Source organism: Vibrio sp. (assembly GCF_048266485.1).
Taxonomy (GTDB): domain Bacteria; phylum Pseudomonadota; class Gammaproteobacteria; order Enterobacterales; family Vibrionaceae; genus Vibrio.
The window spans coordinates 39,258-58,074 of sequence record NZ_JBLWZK010000011.1 but is presented as its reverse complement, the minus strand read 5'-3'; the positions used below and the strand labels follow the sequence as shown (position 1 = coordinate 58,074).

Annotated in this window: 18 protein-coding genes; 4 read left to right on the top strand and 14 right to left on the bottom strand. The window is 42.0% G+C overall.

Features of this window, described 5'->3' with window-relative positions; all coding sequences use genetic code 11:
- Positions 1-3: 3 nt before the first annotated feature.
- Together nirD and nirB are read right to left on the bottom strand one after the other, a co-directional pair.
- Positions 4-366: a nitrite reductase small subunit NirD gene (gene nirD, locus ACN0T8_RS12515; RefSeq protein WP_417880957.1), complete on the bottom strand. Its 363-nt coding sequence runs from the start codon at positions 364-366 to the stop codon at positions 4-6.
- A complete protein-coding gene (gene nirB, locus ACN0T8_RS12510; protein ID WP_417880956.1) occupies positions 366-2,948 on the bottom strand; it encodes a nitrite reductase large subunit NirB in 2,583 nt (860 codons plus the stop codon). The genes nirD and nirB overlap by 1 nt, the downstream gene beginning before the upstream one ends.
- Before the next feature lie 191 nt (positions 2,949-3,139).
- On the opposite strand from nirB, the gene ACN0T8_RS12505 reads away from it, so the two are divergent.
- Entirely contained in the window at positions 3,140-3,673 is a 534-nt protein-coding gene (locus ACN0T8_RS12505) for a glutathione peroxidase (protein ID WP_417880955.1), read from the top strand.
- A gap of 250 nt (positions 3,674-3,923) precedes the next feature.
- Here the strand turns inward: ACN0T8_RS12505 and ACN0T8_RS12500 are convergent, their stop codons facing one another.
- From ACN0T8_RS12500 to napF, 7 genes are all read right to left on the bottom strand, one after another.
- Complete coding sequence (locus tag ACN0T8_RS12500; protein ID WP_417880954.1) at positions 3,924-4,679, bottom strand: SDR family NAD(P)-dependent oxidoreductase; 756 nt, start codon at positions 4,677-4,679, stop codon at positions 3,924-3,926.
- A gap of 252 nt (positions 4,680-4,931) precedes the next feature.
- The gene (locus ACN0T8_RS12495; RefSeq protein ID WP_083962801.1) at positions 4,932-5,069 is read right to left on the bottom strand and encodes a TIGR02808 family protein; all 138 of its coding nucleotides are present in this window, start codon (positions 5,067-5,069) and stop codon (positions 4,932-4,934) included.
- 27 nt (positions 5,070-5,096) lie between these two features.
- A complete protein-coding gene (locus ACN0T8_RS12490; RefSeq protein ID WP_417880953.1) occupies positions 5,097-5,672 on the bottom strand; it encodes a NapC/NirT family cytochrome c in 576 nt (191 codons plus the stop codon).
- Between the two features lie 69 nt (positions 5,673-5,741).
- The gene (locus ACN0T8_RS12485) at positions 5,742-6,221 is read right to left on the bottom strand and encodes a nitrate reductase cytochrome c-type subunit (protein WP_417880952.1); all 480 of its coding nucleotides are present in this window, start codon (positions 6,219-6,221) and stop codon (positions 5,742-5,744) included.
- 74 nt (positions 6,222-6,295) lie between these two features.
- The gene (gene napA, locus ACN0T8_RS12480; protein ID WP_417880951.1) at positions 6,296-8,788 is read right to left on the bottom strand and encodes a periplasmic nitrate reductase subunit alpha; all 2,493 of its coding nucleotides are present in this window, start codon (positions 8,786-8,788) and stop codon (positions 6,296-6,298) included.
- Positions 8,789-8,850: 62 nt separating this feature from the next.
- Positions 8,851-9,126, bottom strand: coding sequence for a chaperone NapD (locus tag ACN0T8_RS12475; RefSeq protein ID WP_417880950.1), 276 nt, complete (start codon positions 9,124-9,126; stop codon positions 8,851-8,853).
- 44 nt (positions 9,127-9,170) lie between these two features.
- Positions 9,171-9,656: a ferredoxin-type protein NapF gene (napF, locus tag ACN0T8_RS12470; protein ID WP_417880949.1), complete on the bottom strand. Its 486-nt coding sequence runs from the start codon at positions 9,654-9,656 to the stop codon at positions 9,171-9,173.
- 242 nt (positions 9,657-9,898) lie between these two features.
- Between napF and narQ the strand changes: the two genes are divergently transcribed.
- From narQ to ACN0T8_RS12455, 3 genes are all read left to right on the top strand, one after another.
- Positions 9,899-11,641, top strand: coding sequence for a nitrate/nitrite two-component system sensor histidine kinase NarQ (gene narQ / locus ACN0T8_RS12465; protein WP_417880948.1), 1,743 nt, complete (start codon positions 9,899-9,901; stop codon positions 11,639-11,641).
- Between the two features lie 285 nt (positions 11,642-11,926).
- Entirely contained in the window at positions 11,927-12,562 is a 636-nt protein-coding gene (locus tag ACN0T8_RS12460; protein ID WP_417880947.1) for a response regulator, read from the top strand.
- A 74-nt stretch (positions 12,563-12,636) separates the two neighbouring features.
- Positions 12,637-13,347, top strand: coding sequence for a riboflavin synthase subunit alpha (locus ACN0T8_RS12455; protein ID WP_417880946.1), 711 nt, complete (start codon positions 12,637-12,639; stop codon positions 13,345-13,347).
- Between the two features lie 263 nt (positions 13,348-13,610).
- Here ACN0T8_RS12455 and pstB read toward each other — a convergent pair whose 3' ends face one another.
- The 5 genes from pstB to ACN0T8_RS12430 form a co-directional block, all read right to left on the bottom strand.
- The gene (gene pstB / locus ACN0T8_RS12450; RefSeq protein ID WP_417880945.1) at positions 13,611-14,360 is read right to left on the bottom strand and encodes a phosphate ABC transporter ATP-binding protein PstB; all 750 of its coding nucleotides are present in this window, start codon (positions 14,358-14,360) and stop codon (positions 13,611-13,613) included.
- Positions 14,361-14,478: 118 nt separating this feature from the next.
- Positions 14,479-15,360, bottom strand: coding sequence for a phosphate ABC transporter permease PstA (gene pstA / locus ACN0T8_RS12445; protein WP_417880944.1), 882 nt, complete (start codon positions 15,358-15,360; stop codon positions 14,479-14,481).
- 5 nt (positions 15,361-15,365) lie between these two features.
- On the bottom strand, positions 15,366-16,331 hold the full coding sequence (gene pstC / locus ACN0T8_RS12440) for a phosphate ABC transporter permease subunit PstC (RefSeq protein ID WP_417880943.1): 966 nt from the start codon (positions 16,329-16,331) through the stop codon (positions 15,366-15,368).
- A gap of 160 nt (positions 16,332-16,491) precedes the next feature.
- On the bottom strand, positions 16,492-17,313 hold the full coding sequence (locus tag ACN0T8_RS12435) for a phosphate ABC transporter substrate-binding protein (protein WP_417880942.1): 822 nt from the start codon (positions 17,311-17,313) through the stop codon (positions 16,492-16,494).
- A gap of 554 nt (positions 17,314-17,867) precedes the next feature.
- Positions 17,868-18,656: a ferredoxin--NADP reductase gene (locus ACN0T8_RS12430; protein ID WP_417880941.1), complete on the bottom strand. Its 789-nt coding sequence runs from the start codon at positions 18,654-18,656 to the stop codon at positions 17,868-17,870.
- Positions 18,657-18,817: the final 161 nt, after the last annotated feature.

Sequence of the window (18,817 nt, the reverse complement as noted above, 5' to 3'; positions counted from 1 at the left end):
CGTTTACGCCTTCACCTCAATTTCATTACCTTTTACACGAATCTCATAAGCTTGTACGCTCATGGTTTCATCTTCAAGACAGCGACCAGTTTCTAGGTTGAAACGTTGTTTTTTAAGTGGACTGGCAACCCAAAGTTCACCATCGTGCTCGCAAATTAAACCGCGAGATAACACGTTCGATTGAGCAAATGGGTCCATGTTGTTGATGGCGAAGAGCTGCTCATCAAAACGTGGACGGAAGATCGCAACTTGCTTACCGTTCACTAGGGCGCAAACCCCAGTTTTTGGCGTAATGTCGCTGAGCGCACAGACTTTTACCCAACTAGGTTTATGACTTTTTTGATTCGTATTTGGTTGACTAGTCATTACGCTTCCTCCGTTACTTTTTTATCGTTTAGGTCGGTGTGTAGAATGTCACCACGTAAGTGTGGGTGCTTCTCTGTAAATGTCGCTGGACGGTGTTGTTCTCGCTCAGGAACAAATACCACGTTTTCATCGCGCGCATCGCTGTTGATGAAATGAGCAAAACGGGTTAACTGGCTTTCATCATTAATCGTGTTAGTCCATTCACAGGTGTAGCTGTCTATTAGTGTTTGTACATCTTTTTCAAGCTGATCATTGATGCCTAAGGTATCATCAATAATGACTTTGCGTAGGTAGTCTACGCCGCCTTCTAAGTTTTCTAGCCATACTGATGTACGTTGTAATTTATCCGCGGTACGGATGTAGAACATCATGAAACGGTCGATGTACTTGATTAGGGTTTCTTTATCTAAATCAGAAGCCAGTAGGTCACCATGACGAGGATTCATACCACCGTTACCACCGACATACATGTTCCAGCCTGCATCGGTGGCGATGATACCTAAATCTTTACCTTGAGCTTCCGCACATTCACGAGTACAGCCAGATACACCGAATTTCATCTTGTGAGGGGTACGAATGCCTTTGTAACGGTTTTCTAGGTAAGAACCTAGGCCAACACTATCTTGTACGCCGAAACGACACCAAGTGCTGCCTACGCAGGTTTTCGCCATACGCAGTGCTTTAGCATAGGCTTGACCAGTTTCATAACCCGCTTCGATGAGTGTTTTCCAGATGGCTGGAAGATCATCTTTTTGCGCGCCAAATAAACCAATACGTTGTGCGCCAGTGATTTTGGTATACAGGTTGTATTCGGCCGCCACATTAGCAAGTACTGCTAGAGCTTGAGGGGTCACTTCACCGCCGGCCATACGAGGGATAACAGAGTAAGTGCCATCTTTTTGTAGGTTACCAAGGAAGTTATCATTGGTATCTTGGAGGCCAACATGCTGTGGTTTTAAGACGTGGTCGCCCCAGCAAGACGCTAAGATAGAGCCGACAGTTGGCTTACATACTTCACAGCCATAACCGTGGCCGTGTTTTTCAAGCAGTTGATCGAATGAACGAATACTTTCAATACGACATAGGTGGAATAGCTCTTGGCGAGAATATTCGAAATGCTCACAGATATGATTTTTAACTTCAATACCGGCTTTAGCTAGCTCAGCATTCAGTACTTGCGTGATCATTGGAACACAACCACCACAACCAGTACCGGCTTTGGTGACCATTTTGATATCACCGAGTGTGGTGTGGCCTTCAGCAACCGCGGCCGCAATTTTGCCTTTCGTTACATCAAAACAAGAACAGATTACTGCTGAATCAGGTAGTGCATCGGCACCCATTGATGGTTTTTCTGCGCCAGCATGAGCAGGAAGAATTAAGGTGTCTGGATGCTCAGGTAGATCCATATCATTTAAGTGCAATTGCAGTAAATTGCCGTAATCTGATGTATCACCGACTAATACCGCACCTAGCAGTTTTTTATTGTCTGCAGAAACGATCAAGCGCTTATACACGTCTTCTTCATCGTTTTGGTAAACAAAGCTCTTACAGTTTGGTGTACGGCCATTGGCATCACCAATACTACCCACTTTCACACCAAGTAATTTCAGCTTGGCACTCATGTCAGCGCCAGTGAATTGGCTTTCTGTATTACCTAACAGATGGTCAACCGCCACTTGCGCCATTTTGTAACCCGGAGCCACTAAACCAAAGAAAACGCCATTCCAAGAAGCACACTCACCCACTGCGTAAATGTCTGGATCGGAGGTTTGGCAATGGTCATTAATGGCGATACCGCCGCGTGGGCCAATTTCTAATTCTGCTTGGCGAGATAGGCGATCTTGAGGGCGAATACCCGCAGAGAACACGATAAAGTCGACTTCCAAATCGGTGCCATCAGCAAATTTCATCGTGTTACGGGCGCTGTCACCTTGGGGTAATATCTCTAATGTGTTTTTACTGGTATGAACTTGCACACCCATACGTTCGATTTTGTTGCGTAGTTTCAAGCCGCCTTGTAGATCAAGCTGCTCCGCCATTAATACAGGCGCAAATTCGATGACATGAGTTTCAACACCGAGTGCTTTTAATGCGCCAGCGGCTTCAAGACCCAGTAAACCACCACCGATTACCGCGCCGCTTTTGCTTTTCTTCGCGGTCGCTTCAATCGCTTTTAAATCTTCAATCGTACGGTATACAAAGCAGTCTTTACTTTCGTTGCCTTTAATTGGCGGCACGAATGGGTAAGAACCGGTCGCCATGATCAACTTGTCATATTGCACTTCACGACCAGAGCTTGAATACACAGTTTTGTTTTCACGACTAATATTAATGGCACGCTCACCAATTAAGACATTAATGCCATGTTTTTTATAGAAGCCTTCTTTAACAAGGGATAGCTCATCAGCCGTGTGATGGGAGAAGTATGAAGAGAGATGAACTCGGTCATAAGCGACGCGGGGTTCTTCACAAAATGCCGTGATTTCGTATTGGTTTAAATCACCTTTTTCGACGATATCTTCGATAAAACGGTGGCCAACCATGCCGTTACCGATGACGACGAGTTTGATCTTATTCATATATATTTCGCCCATAAAAATAAATTAACTGGGGTTATCATGGCGAAACGGTGAGCAAGAATACTGATTCAAATCAATTCTGAACTAAAACTACCCTAAAGTGGTAGCCCTAAAATGGTAGTACCAAAGAGTAGGTAAAAGTGTAAGGTGTAAATAGCACTTGGAAGAAGATAATTTAAGGAGTGATTAAGATGAATGTACATGACTTTAAAGTAAGAGCAGTGTCGGGTGAGTTAGTTAGCTTGTCTAAGTATCACGGCAAGATATTATTGATTGTTAATATTGCAACCAAGTGTGGTTTAACACCGCAGCTAGAAGGTTTGGAAACGCTACATCAAGCCTATAAAGACAAAGGATTTGAAGTGCTGGGTTTTCCTTGTAATCAATTTTTGGAGCAATCGCCAGAAGATGATCAAGGTATTATGGATTTCTGTCAGGTGAACTATGGCGTGAGCTTTACCAACTTCGCTAAAATTGAAGTCAATGGCCCAGATGCCGATCCATTATTTAAGCATTTGAAAATGCAGCGGCATGACGATAAATCCAATGATGCCTCAGAAAGTTTACTTGAAAAGCTCACCTCAATTGGTCAAGTCTTTGATGATGGGGAGCTCAAATGGAACTTCACCAAATTTCTTGTCGATGGAGAGGGGAAAGTGGTTGAGCGTTATTCGCCAACCTATTCGGCAGAAGAGCTTGCTGAAGATATTGAAAAGTTGCTCTAAATCCTTCGTACTTGAAGATGCAGCTTTGTTGACTGCACTCATTCACCCCAATCACATAGGCGAGCTATGCTCATGGGGCTTCATTCACTTGTCGCCTCACTGCAACTCCAATTACTTTGGCTATAGATAGTCTGCGGATAAATCCAATAAAAAAGCTTCCAATTTACTGGAAGCTTTTTGTATGTGCTGCTGAATTATTGATTGTGATTGGTAATATTCTTAATAAGGTAGCGACTAGGTAAGAGAGCTATTAATCACGATCAACTGCAAATGGCGACCAAGCTTGACGAGTTGGCATGACTTCTAATCGGTTGATGTTGATGTGATCTGGCAATGTCGCAACATAGAACATTTGCTCAGCAATATCTTCAGCGCTTAGCGGAGTGGTGGTTTTGTATAGATTATCAGAGGCAGCCTGATCGCCTTTAGTGCGAACTAGTGTAAATTCGGTTTCCGCCATGCCAGGGGCAATATCTGTGACACGCACACCGGTGCCTAATAAATCACAACGTAAGTTATAGCTAAATTGTTTTACAAAGGCTTTGCTCGCACCGTAAACATGGCTGCCAGGGTATGGCCACTCACCCGCAATTGAACCAATATTAATTACGCTTGAACCTGCACCTGTTTCAATTAGGGTTGGTAGTAGGGCATGAGTCACATTGACCAAACCAGTAATGTTGGTATCGATCATAGTATGCCAATCTTTAAGGTCGACCTTTTCAGCACTTTGTGGTGCAAGAGCAAGACCGGCATTGTTAATCAATACTTTGATTTGAGAAAATTCAGCAGGCAGTTCGGCAACGGCAGTTTTCACCGCTTGGTCATCACGAACGTCGAGCTGCATGATATGTACCGGAACGCCGCTTAATTCTTCTTTCAATTCAATTAAACGTTCCATGCGACGGCCAGATAAAACTAAAGACCAACCATCTTGAGCAAAACGACGCGCAGCCGCTCGGCCAAATCCAGAAGTGGCACCCGTGATAAAAGCGATATTTGTCATAAATCGTTCCTTGTTTGAAAGTGATAAAGAAAGGCGGAATAGCGAGAAGCTGTCCTATTGCCGTTAATCATACCGAGATAAATGAGGCATAACAAAGAAATAGATGGCTTATTGAATTCTTCATTTTGAAGTTACTTGGCTGAACGCCAGTAAGCGATTTTTGAAAGGATAAAAAATCGCCCGAATAATTAGATATTCAGGCGATTGATATACACCCAGTTACTTTGGCTATAAAAGCTAGTAAACGACAGGCTAGTCGATTTGCTTATCTTTAGTGAAAGATAAAATAGCGATGCAAATGGCCGCCACAGCAGCAAATCCACCTAGGATAATCGCAGGCATGGCTGCGTAACCTAATATATGCCAGATAACGTATTCTAGAGTACCCATAAATCTTTCTCCTTTTTATCTGGTGGTTTATTGCCAGCCTTCCACATCTCTCATGTCAGGCAATTTATGTGCGATGCCTTTATGACAATCTACACATGTTTTATCGCCATCAGCCAGTGCTGTCGAGTGCTGTTTTATGGCTCGCGGACCTTGTTCTGAGAAATCCATGTAGTTAAATTGGTGACAGTTACGACATTCTTTCGAGTCGTTCTCTTTCATCCTTTGCCACTCACGGTGAGCAAGGTGGCCACGACGCGCTTTAAATTTCTCTTCAGTATCAATGGTACCGATAAAGTGGAAAAGTAGCTCTTTTGATGCTTGTACTTTACGTACAATTTTGTCTGTCCACTGATGTGGTACGTGACAGTCTGAACAAATGGCACGAACACCAGAGCGGTTAGAGTAGTGAATAGTTTCACGAATCTCTTTCACGATAGGTGCGTGACAACCAGAACAAAATTCTTCTGTGTTGGTTGCTTCCATACCAGTGTTAAATGCGCCCCAGAAGAGTAGACCACCCATAAAGCCCATAAACAGGATAACGCCTGCTGCTGCTTTACTTGGGGTGGATAAACGCTTCCAAAAGTTTTTTAAGATTTTCATAATCGTCTCTCTTTTGGCCTAGGTTCACTCTTTCATCATATTGATTTACAGTTCACCTAGGCGCAGCGTTTATTTTAATGAGTCTACTGGCTCATATTTGTTCTCAACTAACGGTTTTGCATCTGCTTGAGGTACGTGACATTGCAAACAGAAGTAACGACGAGGTGATACGTCAGACAATACCGCGTCTTGACGGTTTACATAGTGCGTTACACTGATTTTTGTCGCCCCCATCTCTTTAGCATTTTTCCAGCTATGACAAGCAAGGCATTTGTTAGCATTTAACGACACTTCGTAGTTACGAATCGTATGTGGTATCAATGGTGGTTGGTACACATAGTTGCTATCGACTTTGTGATCTTTTGGGAAACGTTTAAAGTCGTCGGCAGGGCGTGTTGCTTCAAGTTCGGCACTACCACGTAATGATTGAACACCACCGATACCACCTGGATTGGTTTTAGCGGGGGTAATGATGTCACCATCTTCAGCTTGTACGGCACCTATGATCAATGCACTTGCGGCGATCAATGCCATGATGATTTTTTTCATAATCTTCTCCGATTCTTTGTTGGCCATTCATGTCGAATGGCCATCATTTCTTATTGCTCGTGCTTAAATCAGTCTTAAACACTGCCAACTTTCGTGATCTTCACAGGACATTTCTTGTAGTCAGTCTGTTTAGATAGTGGGTCAGTCGCATCTAAAATCAATTTGTTGACTAGGATACGAGCATCAAAGAACGGTACGAAAACCAAGCCTTGTGGCGGACGGTTACGACCACGAGTTTCAACACGGGCGCGCACTTCACCACGTGGCGATTGGATAAGAACTTCATCACCACGGCGTAAGTTACGAGCTTCTGCATCATCGGGATGAATGAAGCAATGCGCATCTGGTACAGCTTTATATAGCTCCGGCACACGACGAGTCATGGTGCCGGTATGCCAGTGCTCAAGAACACGGCCAGTACATAACCATAAATCGAATTCTTCATTTGGCACTTCCGGTGGTGCTTCGTAAGGCGCTGAAATAATTAGCGCTTTACCATCAGCTTGACCATAGAAGTCACGACCAGCACGTTTTGCGTATGGGTCATATTCTGGGTTAAAGCGCCATAAGGTTTCTTTACCATCGACGACCGGCCAACGTAGACCACGTACTGTGTGGTAAACATCGTAAGGTGCTAAGTCATGACCGTGGCCACGACCAAATTCGGCGTATTCTTCAAACAGGCCTTTTTGTACGTAGAAACCAGCTGATTTAGCATCATCGTTAAGCTCTTGCGCTTCTTCTAGCGGGAACTTATCAACATTACCGTTGCGGAATAAGATATCGTACATGGTCTTGCCGCGAAGCTCTGGTGCTTTCGCCATCAACTCTTCAGGCCACACCTCTTCAATTTTGAAGCGTTTTGAGAATTCCATGATTTGCCAAAGGTCAGATCTTGCCCCTTCAACAGGTGATACTTGTTGGTACCAAGCTTGAGTACGGCGTTCTGCGTTACCGTAAGCGCCTTCTTTTTCAATCCACATTGCCGTTGGAAGAATCAGGTCAGATGCTTGCGCGGTGACTGTTGGGTATGGGTCTGAACATACGATGAAGTTATCAGGGTTGCGGTAACCAGGAAGACGTTCAGTATTGATGTTTGGACCGGCTTGCATGTTGTTGTTACACATTACCCAGTAAGCATTGAGTACGCCGTCATTCAACATGCGATCTTGCTGTACTGCGTGGAAGCCAGGTTTTGGTGGAATAGTACCTTCTGGTAGTTTCCAAATTTTCTCAGCAATCGCACGGTGTTTAGGATTGGCAACGACCAGATCTGCTGGTAGACGGTGTGAGAAGGTACCTACTTCACGAGCTGTACCACACGCCGATGGCTGACCAGTTAGTGAGAACGGGCTGTTGCCTGGTTCTGAAATCTTACCTGTCAGCAAGTGTAGGTTGTACACTAAGCTTTGCATCCAAACGCCACGAGTATGTTGGTTCATACCCATCGTCCAAAGTGACATCACTTTACGGTTTGGATCCGCATATTGCTTGGCTAGTTCAATGAGGTCTTCTGGTAGTACCCCTGACATTTCAGAGGCTTTTTCTACGGTGTATGGCGCCACTGATTTTTTGTAGGCTTCAAAGCTGATATCAGACATGTCGCCTGAGTTCGGGTTTTTCGCTTTTAGCTGTAGAGGGTCGTCATCACGCAGGCCGTAACCAATATCGGTTACTGCTTGTTTAAAGTGGGTGTGCTTATTTACGAAATCCCAGTTTACTGCATCATTTTGGATGATGTAGTTAGCAATGAAGTTAGCAATCGCAAGGTCTGATTGAGGGTGGAAAACCATGCCGCGATCAGCTAATTCAAAAGAACGGTGATAGTAAGTTGAAAGAACGTTTACTTTCACATGTGGGTGACTTAAACGACGGTCAGTAATACGAGTCCAAAGTACAGGGTGCATTTCTGCCATGTTTGAACCCCAAAGTACGAAAGAATCCGCATGTTCGAAATCATCGTAACAACCCATTGGTTCATCAATACCGAAAGTACGCATGAAACCAACTACCGCAGAAGCCATACAGTGACGAGCATTCGGGTCGATGTTGTTAGATCGGAAACCTGCCTTCATTAATTTAGAAGCCGCGTAACCTTCCATGACTGTCCACTGGCCAGAGCCAAACATACCGACGCTGGTGGGGCCTTTTTCTTTAAGGGCTTTTTTGAATTTCTCAGCCATTACATCGAAAGCTTGATCCCAAGAAACAGGTGCAAACTCACCATTCTTATCGAACTTCCCATCTTTCATACGCAATAATGGCGTATTCAAACGGTCTTTACCGTACATGATTTTCGATAAGAAGTAGCCTTTAATACAGTTCAAACCTTTGTTTACTGGCGCTTCAGGATCACCTTGTGTTGCCACAACGCGGCCATTTTGCGTACCAACTAAAACCGAACAGCCAGTACCACAAAATCGGCATGGAGCTTTATCCCATTTGATGGCGGTTTCGTCTGAGCTTACGATCAGGTTAGTAGCAGAAGCGGGGAGGGTTATCCCTGCGACGGCGGCGGCGGAAACGGCTGCATTTGCTTTAACAAACGCACGTCTTGTCATTTTCATACATCACCCTCGGGTTTTTAATCCAGTGTTTTACTTAAAAATAATTAAGTACTTAATTGTTATTATTCCGTTATTTCTGCTTCATCATCGAGATTGTCCTCGATTTGATGAAAAACTAATGCGGTGCTTAAGACGTGATCAAGTTGATTGATCGCATCAATGGTGTCGGTAATGTAACCCTGATTTTCAGTTTCAATTACGACAACCAATTTCCCTTCTTCGCTTTCGCCGTAGATTTCGGTTCCTTCAAAAGACTCTATTACCGTTTTTATGGATGCTAAATGTTCGGGTATAACATGAACGACTAAACTTGAGATATGAACTTCATTAAGCGACATTACAGCTCTCTATATTGTTATTAGGTTTATTCAAACCAATTAATTTACGACTCTTTAATGGTAATGGCTGATGTTGGACAGACTGATATACAGGCACCACAACCATTACAGAGATGCGTATCTATCTCGGGCTGAGCGACTGTGCCTATCGCCAATTTAAAACGAATAGCTTGAGGCTCACAACTGTCACCACATGAACGACAGTCAACATTTTTTTTGGCTAAACACTCATCAGTAATGTGTGCTTTGACCTGCCAAGGAAGGTCTGTTTTAGGGTGAAATAAAGGCTCGGGACAACTTTCTGCACATTGATAACAAAAAGTGCACTCACCATAATTAAAATCAACCCGAGGAAAGCCACCATCCGAGGTTTTTATTATTTTTTCAGGGCATGCTTGAATGCATTTTCCACATTGGATACACGCATCGGTAAAAATATGGTTTTTCACCCAAGGTAAATTGGGTTTATCGGCATCTTTACGGCGAGTAAATAATTGCCGTCTTGAGAGGTTTACTTGAGAGTTAGACACGCCAGATACCTTGTAAAACGAACCCATTATCATGACCAATAATAGTTCAGTTAAATCTTTTAATTTCCCACATGAAAATTGTAGTTTTTATAGGTAAAGCTGAAATACCTACAAAGGGGTAATTGAGGGGTAGAGTTGTTCTAGATCAATTAATCACTTGTAGAAAGCTCACATATTTTCCATCGTTCAAGTAATATTACCTATAGAAGAAAGGTTTATTTCGATTAAAAACTAGGTGATAGGTGAATATTCTCGTTAATTCAGACCATTATGTGGCCCCAAAAAAACCGATTGCAACAACGATAGCGAAGGGACTCGGCTCAATTATTATATTAGCCCTTGTGGCGATATTTGTTGCGATGTTCACTATCACCTATAGTTTAAAAGATGCTGAAGTGATCAATGTGGCAGGATCGTTAAGGATGCAAAGTTATCGCTTAGCGTATGATATTCAAAGTCAATCTCCGCAGCTTACACAACATATGGTAAGTATGGATAAATCGCTTCGATCATCGAGTATGCAATCACTTGATAATGTATTAGTACCCAACACTATTCGTGAACAATACCAAAAAATTGTCGAGCAATGGTCTCAACTTTCATCTCAAATTCAATCTGGTAATCAAAATGTGTATTTACATCAAGTGAGCACATTGGTCGATGAGCTTGATTTGTTCGTATTAAATTTGCAGCGCTTTTCTGAAAATAAACTAAAGATGTTTGCACTGGCTGGTGCATTATGTCTGTTTTTGATTTTTGGCATCACGGTTTTAATTGTTCGATTTACCCGAAATAAAGTCGTCAAGCCTTTAGCCCAACTGGTTGCAGCGAGCCAATCGATTCAAAATAAAAACTTTGATATTCAGTTAGATATGAATAATCAAACTGAATTAGATGTATTGAATCTATGCTACCAGTCGATGGCTCGAGAGTTGGCGTTATTTTATCATGGTTTAGAGTTGGCTGTTGATGAGAAAACCAGAGAATTACAGCAAGCGAATGATTCATTAAAAATTTTATATAATTGTTCAGAAGCGTTGTCGAGTTCGCGGTTAACAATTCATGATTTTCAATTGGTATTGGACACTTTTAAACAAGTGGATGGAATACAGGCTTGTCGTTTATCGATCGATGAAAATGAAGGGGGCCAAATTCAACTCGTCTCTGGTCATTGTGATCAATATTCAAGTTGGAAAAGTTTTTCATTAGAAGAAAATGGTATGCCATTAGGTAAGCTCGAATGGCAACAAACACAAAATAAAGCCGTGAACTTAGTGATGGAGAGCTTAAGTCATATTATCGCTAGAGCTTTGTATTTTAGTCATAATCAAAAGCAAACCGAACAACTGATCTTAATGCAAGAACGTGCGACTATTGCACGGGAGTTACATGATTCATTAGCGCAGTCATTGTCATACCTAAAAATTCAAGTCACTTTACTTAAGCGGAGTTTAAATCAAGATCTTTGTGCTAAACGTTGCGAGGTTGCAACAGACATCATTCAGGAAGTCGATGAAGTATTAGCCCAAGCTTATACTCAATTAAGAGAACTCTTAAGTACTTTCCGCCTTAAAATTGAAGAGGCTCATTTTGGCGAAGCATTGAAGCAGCTACTGGAGCCACTTAAAGCACATACAAAAGCTCAGTTAATCGTTGATAATCAATTGCTTTCAATTGATTTAGATGCACAACAACAAGTACATTTACTGCAATTTATACGAGAAGCTGTACTCAATGCAATTAAACACGCATCAGCCGATCACATTAATGTGAATTGTTACCATGAAAATAATACTATCCATATTAATGTCGATGATGACGGTGTTGGTTTTGATATTAATAAGCCTAAGCTCAACCATTACGGATTGAGTATTATGAAAGAGAGAGCTTCTCGTTTAAAGGCAGATTTTAAGATTACCTCAGAGCGAGGACAAGGTAGTAAAGTAAGCTTACAAATGGAATTAACTAATCTGAACCCTGGATAATTTAAGCCTCACCAGCACACCTCTTTTTGCGTCTAACGTCGTTAAAATTAACGCAATACGCCAGCTATGGACTTATGATTTTGCTAGTTATCTATCAAAAATAGAGGCACTCTGGTACAGAGTTAACTAACGTGTTGATATACAAAATTAATTCACTTTCTTATCCGCAGTTCAGGTTAACGAATAACAATGATAATAAGAGCGACGAAGAAGAGTAATATCATCGCCACTGCTTGATAAATACTCTTCTTCTTTTTTGAACATAGATTAGTAGGTAATAACGAGATGACAAATTTAGTATCAAAAGTTTTATTGGTTGATGATCATCCATTAATGCGTCGTGGTATTGGCCAACTACTGAATTTAGAATGCTGCTTTGAAGTAGTAGGAGAAGCCAGTAATGGGGTAGATGCTATCGCGCTTGCCAATGAATTTGATCCCGACATTATTTTGTTGGACCTAAATATGAAGGGCATGTCGGGTTTAGATACTTTAAAAGCGATGCGCAAAGAAAATATTGATAGTCAGATTATTATTTTAACCGTATCTGATAACCCAGCGGACATTGATGCACTAGTCAAAGCACAAGCGGATGGTTATTTGTTAAAAGATAGTGAGCCTGAAGAACTGATCGAACTATTAAAGCAAGCACAGCAAGGTGAGCCAGTTTATAGTCACCTAGTAAAAGAGCATTTAGAAACGCGTGGTGAAGGCGATAACTTAATGGATCAGCTCACTGACCGTGAAATGCAAATTTTGAAAGAAGTCGCAAAAGGTTATCGTAATAAGCAAATTGCGGATCGCCTATTTATCTCAGAGTCGACAGTAAAAGTGCACATGAAAAGCTTGTTAAAGAAGCTGAATGTTGCCTCAAGAACGGCCGCGACAGTCTTGTACTTAGATACTTATGGCCGAGATTAATCACTTCTTTGTCTTGGTATCAAGCGACAATTTTGACAATATAGTCACTCCTTTCGTTTAATGCTGGATGTTTTATGTTTACAGGTATTGTTCAAGCCGTTGCAACACTGAAAAAAGTTACCGATCATCAGGGTATTCGTAGCTTTGATATTGCTTTCCCTGAAGGCTTTTGTCAGGAAATTGAAATTGGTGCTAGCGTTGCCATTGATGGTGTTTGCTTAACGGTGACTGAAATAGTAAGCGCTAACATTTTGCGTTTTGATGTGATGCTAAAAAGCCTGCAAATTACCACCCTCAGTGAAGTGGTAGAAAACGATACAGTGAATGCAGAACGTGCCGCGAAAGATGGTGCTGAGATCGGTGGACATCCACTTTCTGGCCATGTCGATTTTTGCGCTCAAGTCGTCAGTGTTGAGCATATTGAAGAAAACTACCGCATCCGTATTGGGGTAGGACCTCAATGGTTACGTTATATTTTCCCGAAAGGTTATATTGCGATTAATGGCGCGAGCTTAACTATCTCTGATGTTGATAAAAAACAAGGCTGGTTTGATGTTTGGCTGATCCCTGAAACTCGCCGAATGACGACGTTTGAATTGAAGCAAGCCGGTTCTAAGTTAAACATCGAAATCGAACGCAGTACCCAAGTTCTAGTGGATACGGTACGTGAAACCTTGGAAGAGAATCTAGGTGAATTATTCCCTGCTTTAGAGAAATTACTTGAGCAAAATGGTATTGATTTAGAGCAGTTGGCACAGAAAAATAATACCAAATCCAATAAGTAAATGGTCTACATTAGTGCAGAGAAAAAGCTTGATAATAAGGCATGAAATTTCTGTTAGTAGTGGGTATATACATCTTATAACGTAATGAGCAAGTTTTTAGCAGGCTAAGATGAGCAGTTATTTGTTGGAATAGATATAAATCAGAATTTTTTCTTTTTCTCGCAAAAAAGCCCCTCAGTAAGGGGCAAACGTTCCATCGCTTTTTTATAGTTATTCTTAGTGTTAGGCTCCGTTTTTTTAGAGCCTAACGACCTACTTACCTTTTAACCGAAGTCACCATTCACGTAACCTTGTGTGCGGTCATCTTTTGGGTTGCTGAAGATGATTTGTGTTTCATCATGCTCAACCAGTTCACCCATTAAGAAGAAGGCGGTACGGTCTGAAATACGACGTGCTTGCTGCATTGAGTGAGTCACGATAACGATGGTGAACTCTTTCTTTAGGGACTCCATCAATTCTTCAATTTTATGAGTGGCAATTGGGTCAAGTGCCGAAGTTGGTTCATCCATTAAAATCACATCAGGCTGCATGGCAATGGTTCGTGCAATACATAAACGTTGTTGCTGACCACCAGATAGGCCAAACGCATGTGATTTCAAACGGTCTTTCACTTCATCCCATAACGCTGCGCCGTGTAGTGATTTTTCTACTACTGAATCAATGTGCTTTTTGTCTTTAATCCCTTGAGCACGTAGGCCGTATGCGACATTTTCATAAATGCTCATTGGAAATGGATTCGGTTTTTGGAATACCATTCCCACCTTAATACGTAGATCTGATACGTCGATATTGCCATAAATGTCGTTATTATCCATGGTCACTTTACCGGTGATTTTAACCCCTGCAATCAAGTCATTCATGCGGTTTAAGCAGCGTAGTAGGGTCGATTTACCACAACCAGAAGGGCCAATTAATGCGGTTACTTTCTTTTGTGGAATCGGCAAGTTAATGCTTTTTAATGCTTGGTTTTCGCCGTAAAAAAGATCTAGGTTTTCGATGTTAAATTTATTCATTGTGATATCTCTTTGTCGTGGTAGCCGCTGATATCTTTATCGAGCCACTACTATCATTCATTTAAGGTTTAATTCGTGTGTTAGTTAATAACGAGCTTATAAATTACGCTTGTGTGAATCAGTAGTTCGCTTTATTGATGCGACTCGCGATTAACTTGGTCAACATATTGATGATCAGAACCAGCACAATCAAAACGGTGGCAGTGCCGTAAGCTTGGTTCCATTCATCGACCGTAAATAGCTCTGTCGTTAATTTATATAGGTGAACAGTTAGCGTACGGCCTGAATCAAGTAGCGATTCTGGAATACGAGCAACCATACCTGCGGTTAAGAACACCGGGGCAGATTCACCAATGACACGACCAATACTTAGAATGACCGACGTTAAAATACCTGGCATAGCACTTGGTAAAATTAAGCGCCAGATAGTATAGATTTTTGATGCGCCAAGGCCGTAAGAACCTTCACGGTAAGTTTGTGATACCGCCATTAATGCTTCTTCGGTGGTACGAATGATCACCGGTAGAATCAAAATGCTGAGCGTAAGAGCACCAGACAAGATTGAGAAACCAAAGCCCATTACCGCAACGAAGAATGTCATACCAAATAGACCAAAGATGATCGATGGAATACCAGCTAATGATTCAGTACAAAAACGGATCACTTTAACCAATTTACTGCCCGGTTTGGCGTATTCGGTTAAGTAAATCGCCGTCATAATGCCGAGTGGGGCAGCCACCGCAATGGAAGCAATTACCATATAGATGGTTGACACGATCATCGGGAAAATACCGTGCTCTTCACCCGTACGAGTGTAGTCATCGGTGATGAAGTTCCAATTTACGTGCTGTAGGCCATTGGATAAGATGTACCAGATAATCCAGAACAAGAAACCAACGGTTAGACCAGCCGAAATCCAGATAAATACATTTAAAATAAGATCTTTATTTTGGCGTTGTTTTTTCAGTTTGAGTAATTCTGAGTCTTTTGAGAAATTCATAGTGCTTACCTCGCTTTCTGACGGTTAAGGTACAGAAGAGCTGCATTTAAAATCATGATGAAGACTAATAACACCACACCCGTTGCATAAAGCGCGTTGGCGTGAATACCACTTGCATAAGACATTTCAATGGCAATATTGGCGGTTAAGGTACGAGCTGAATCCAGAATGCCTTCTGGCATCGCAGGGGCGTTACCCATCACCATAATAATGGCCATGGTTTCGCCTAAAGCGCGGGCGATACCTAGGATGACACCAGTCATAATGCCTGAGCGAGCAGCAGGTAAGAGGATTTTAAATATCGTGAAGGTTTTTGAAGCCCCGAGTGCCAACGAACCTTCTTTATAAGCATGGGGTACCGCACGGATAGAGGTTTCTGAAACCGTAATTACCGTTGGTAGAATCATCACACCAAGTACAATAATACCGGCAAGAATGGTGTTACCCGCTGGAACTTCAAAGATTTGCTGAATGAGTGGCACGATGATCACCAGACCAAAGAAGCCGTACACGACGGAGGGAATACCCGCTAATAATTCAACCGCAGGACGAATGACATCGGCGACACGTTTAGGGGCAATTTCAGCAATAAAAATAGCGGTTAATAAGCCGACTGGTACCCCAACAAGGACAGCACCAAAGGTTGATACAATTGACGCGACGATCATGGTGTACACACCATATAACGCCGGTGGTAGCCAGTTATCACCTAATACAATGCCTGAAACGCCCACAGCTTTAAATGCAGGGATACTTTCAGCAATGATGAAATAAGCGATGAGGGCAAGAGACACGATACCTATAATGGCACTACCTAAAAATAAACCGTGGAAAATTTTCTCTTTCCAGTCGATACCTTTTTTCTGGCGTAAGTTGCCATTGTTTTCAGACGTTGGGTCTTCCGAATTGGCGACAGTATTCATAAGCTTGTCACTATTTGTTGTTTGGTCACTATAAGTGGCGATGGTCATAATCAAAACTCACATATCGAAAATGTTTATACCCGTTGAACATGCTGCTGCCCTTTTGTTGTATTCACGGCAACTACAATGACTTTAGGTATGCTAAGTATCCGAGATGGAAAATAAGCTCAGCCCTTGCGAGCTGAGCAATTAAAGTGAAAGGTGTTGCTTAGTGGATATCAATGTAGCCCTGTTCGGTTACTAACTTTTGAGCGTCTTTAGTTAGCATCCAATCTAGGAATTTTTGAGCCGTTGGTGTTGGACGACCTTCGTGGTAAAGCACTAAGAAAGGACGAGCAACCTTGTAAGTATCATTCTTAACATTTGTAACGGTTGCTTCAACGCCATCAACTGTGAGTGGGTGAACCGTGTTATCAACCGTACCTAATGAGATGTAACCGATAGCGTAAGGGTTGCTTGCGACCATTGTTTTTAGACCGCCGTTACCGTTAGCAACTTGAGCTCGTTGAGAAATAGCCGATACTTTCATATCGTTCACTTTCATTTTTAAATTCATGATGTCTTCAAATGCGCCACGAGTACCAGAGGCAGTATCGCGTGTAATGGCGACGATAGGCTTGTCTTCACCACCAACCTCTTTCCAGTTAGTGATTTCACCTTTATAAATTTTCGTGATCTGCTCAGAAGTTAAACCCTTCAATGTGTTTTTTGGGTTAACAACCACGGCGATACCATCACGTGCAACGACTTCTTCTATTAATGTCGGCTCTTTTTCTTCCGCCTTTAAAGCACGAGAAGACATGCCAAGGTCAGCTGAATTATTTTTTGCAGCTTTGATACCAGCCGAAGAACCAGGACCTTGAACTTCAATAAATACATCCGAGTTGGTTTTCATGTATGTTTCAGCAAAGACTTCCATTAACGGAGTAACACTACTTGAACCTACCGCAGAGATAGTTTCTTTGGCTGATACTGGGTTTACTGATAGCGCGCTTAGGATTGCTAGAGCGCTGATTACTGTCTTTTTCATACTTTCGTTTCCTTTATGGCTTCATGCCGTTAAGTCGTTCAGTTGACGAAAGCCACTTTAGGGTTGGAATATGACAGTTGTGTTACAGTAATTTGAAACATAAATGACACTGAAGAAGATTCTGAATCTGCTTTATTCTTGCTGAAGCTTCGCATCTTGACGTTGAATTCAGGGGTATATAATGACGTTAAGAGGCTGAGGTTTTTATGAATCGATTATTGAAAGGCTTTATTGAGCAATACCATCATCAACAAAATGATGCGCCTCAAGAGTCGAAAAGTCAGTAAGTTTTTAGGGTAAATAACGTGATGTTTGAAAATAAAAAATATGCTACGACAGCCTTATGGATGACGGCTTTTTTGTCAGAGTGTTCAACCTAGTCATATTCCCGAAAGTTTGTACCCTGACTATGTGCTCGATACAAAGGTGTATAACGATATCGCCAAACATGACCAAGAGTTTGATCGCAAAGAATACCAAGCCCTATTAGAGCAAAAAATAAGCAGTAGGTTGGGGTTCTACTGCTTTAATCGGGGAAAGAGACAGCGTTTTAATTACCAGTAGTTCTCAAAGCTAAATTGGCCAGCTTCCCGACGTAGGTGTTTTTTATAACCCATTTGCTGCAAGCAATCCCTTGTGTCATGCACCATGTTTGGGTTGCCACATAAATAGAAGAAACTGCTTTCTATACTTGGTTTTACGTGCGCAGCTTTAGCAAGTGAGCCATCTTGCAACCTTTGTGGAATTCGCCCAGATAAGGCACCAGAGACCTCTTCCCGAGAGACAATCGGCACATAACGTAACTTACCCTGATACGTTTTCATCAGTTCCATGATCTTTTCTTTATAAACCAACTCTTCCTTGGTACGTACCGCGTGCACTAAAATTAAATGCTCAAAACGCTGGCATTGTTCAACTTCTTCTAAAATCGATAAGTATGGCCCGATGCCAGTGCCAGTTGATAGCATCCATAAATCTTTCGGCCCTTCAGGCACTTCATCAATCGTCATAAAGCCAGCAGGAAGAGTACCGACGAGTACCTCATCGCCAACCTGTTTGTGTTCAAGTAATGGGGTAAGTTGACCATTTGGAATTTCTATGACTAAAAACTCCAACTCAATTTTATCACCACTTAAGCAAGGTTTATTGACCATTGAATAGGCGCGTCTTACCCATTCACCTTGTTCATTGAGTACGGCAAGTTTGCTGAATTGACCCGCAGTGAAAGCCGGAGTAGGAAAGGCATTGATAGGGGCTTGCACGCGAAGAGAGAATAAATGTTTTGCCCAATCTATCCGTTTGATAATAGTACTAGTAACAAATCCGAGTGGTACTTCTTTCATCTGCATCTCCTTGTTTATTCTTGGGTATTTAAGATAAAAATTAACAATTCCAGCATACACTTTCAGTATATACCCAAGTCACTTCAAGGTGCGAGTTTCAGCAAGAATAAAACAAGCTTTAGGCAAGACAAATTGAATATGATCATAGTGATTCTAATAGA

Coding starts and splice junctions, on each gene's coding strand:
- nirD (WP_417880957.1), bottom strand. CDS start 366: ATGACTAGTCAACCAAATACGAATCAAAAAAGTCATAAACCTAGTTGG.
- nirB (WP_417880956.1), bottom strand. CDS start 2,948: ATGAATAAGATCAAACTCGTCGTCATCGGTAACGGCATGGTTGGCCAC.
- ACN0T8_RS12505 (WP_417880955.1), top strand. CDS start 3,140: ATGAATGTACATGACTTTAAAGTAAGAGCAGTGTCGGGTGAGTTAGTT.
- ACN0T8_RS12500 (WP_417880954.1), bottom strand. CDS start 4,679: ATGACAAATATCGCTTTTATCACGGGTGCCACTTCTGGATTTGGCCGA.
- ACN0T8_RS12495 (WP_083962801.1), bottom strand. CDS start 5,069: ATGGGTACTCTAGAATACGTTATCTGGCATATATTAGGTTACGCAGCC.
- ACN0T8_RS12490 (WP_417880953.1), bottom strand. CDS start 5,672: ATGAAAATCTTAAAAAACTTTTGGAAGCGTTTATCCACCCCAAGTAAA.
- ACN0T8_RS12485 (WP_417880952.1), bottom strand. CDS start 6,221: ATGAAAAAAATCATCATGGCATTGATCGCCGCAAGTGCATTGATCATA.
- napA (WP_417880951.1), bottom strand. CDS start 8,788: ATGAAAATGACAAGACGTGCGTTTGTTAAAGCAAATGCAGCCGTTTCC.
- ACN0T8_RS12475 (WP_417880950.1), bottom strand. CDS start 9,126: ATGTCGCTTAATGAAGTTCATATCTCAAGTTTAGTCGTTCATGTTATA.
- ACN0T8_RS12460 (WP_417880947.1), top strand. CDS start 11,927: ATGACAAATTTAGTATCAAAAGTTTTATTGGTTGATGATCATCCATTA.
- ACN0T8_RS12455 (WP_417880946.1), top strand. CDS start 12,637: ATGTTTACAGGTATTGTTCAAGCCGTTGCAACACTGAAAAAAGTTACC.
- pstB (WP_417880945.1), bottom strand. CDS start 14,360: ATGAATAAATTTAACATCGAAAACCTAGATCTTTTTTACGGCGAAAAC.
- pstA (WP_417880944.1), bottom strand. CDS start 15,360: ATGAATTTCTCAAAAGACTCAGAATTACTCAAACTGAAAAAACAACGC.
- pstC (WP_417880943.1), bottom strand. CDS start 16,331: ATGACCATCGCCACTTATAGTGACCAAACAACAAATAGTGACAAGCTT.
- ACN0T8_RS12435 (WP_417880942.1), bottom strand. CDS start 17,313: ATGAAAAAGACAGTAATCAGCGCTCTAGCAATCCTAAGCGCGCTATCA.
- ACN0T8_RS12430 (WP_417880941.1), bottom strand. CDS start 18,656: ATGAAAGAAGTACCACTCGGATTTGTTACTAGTACTATTATCAAACGG.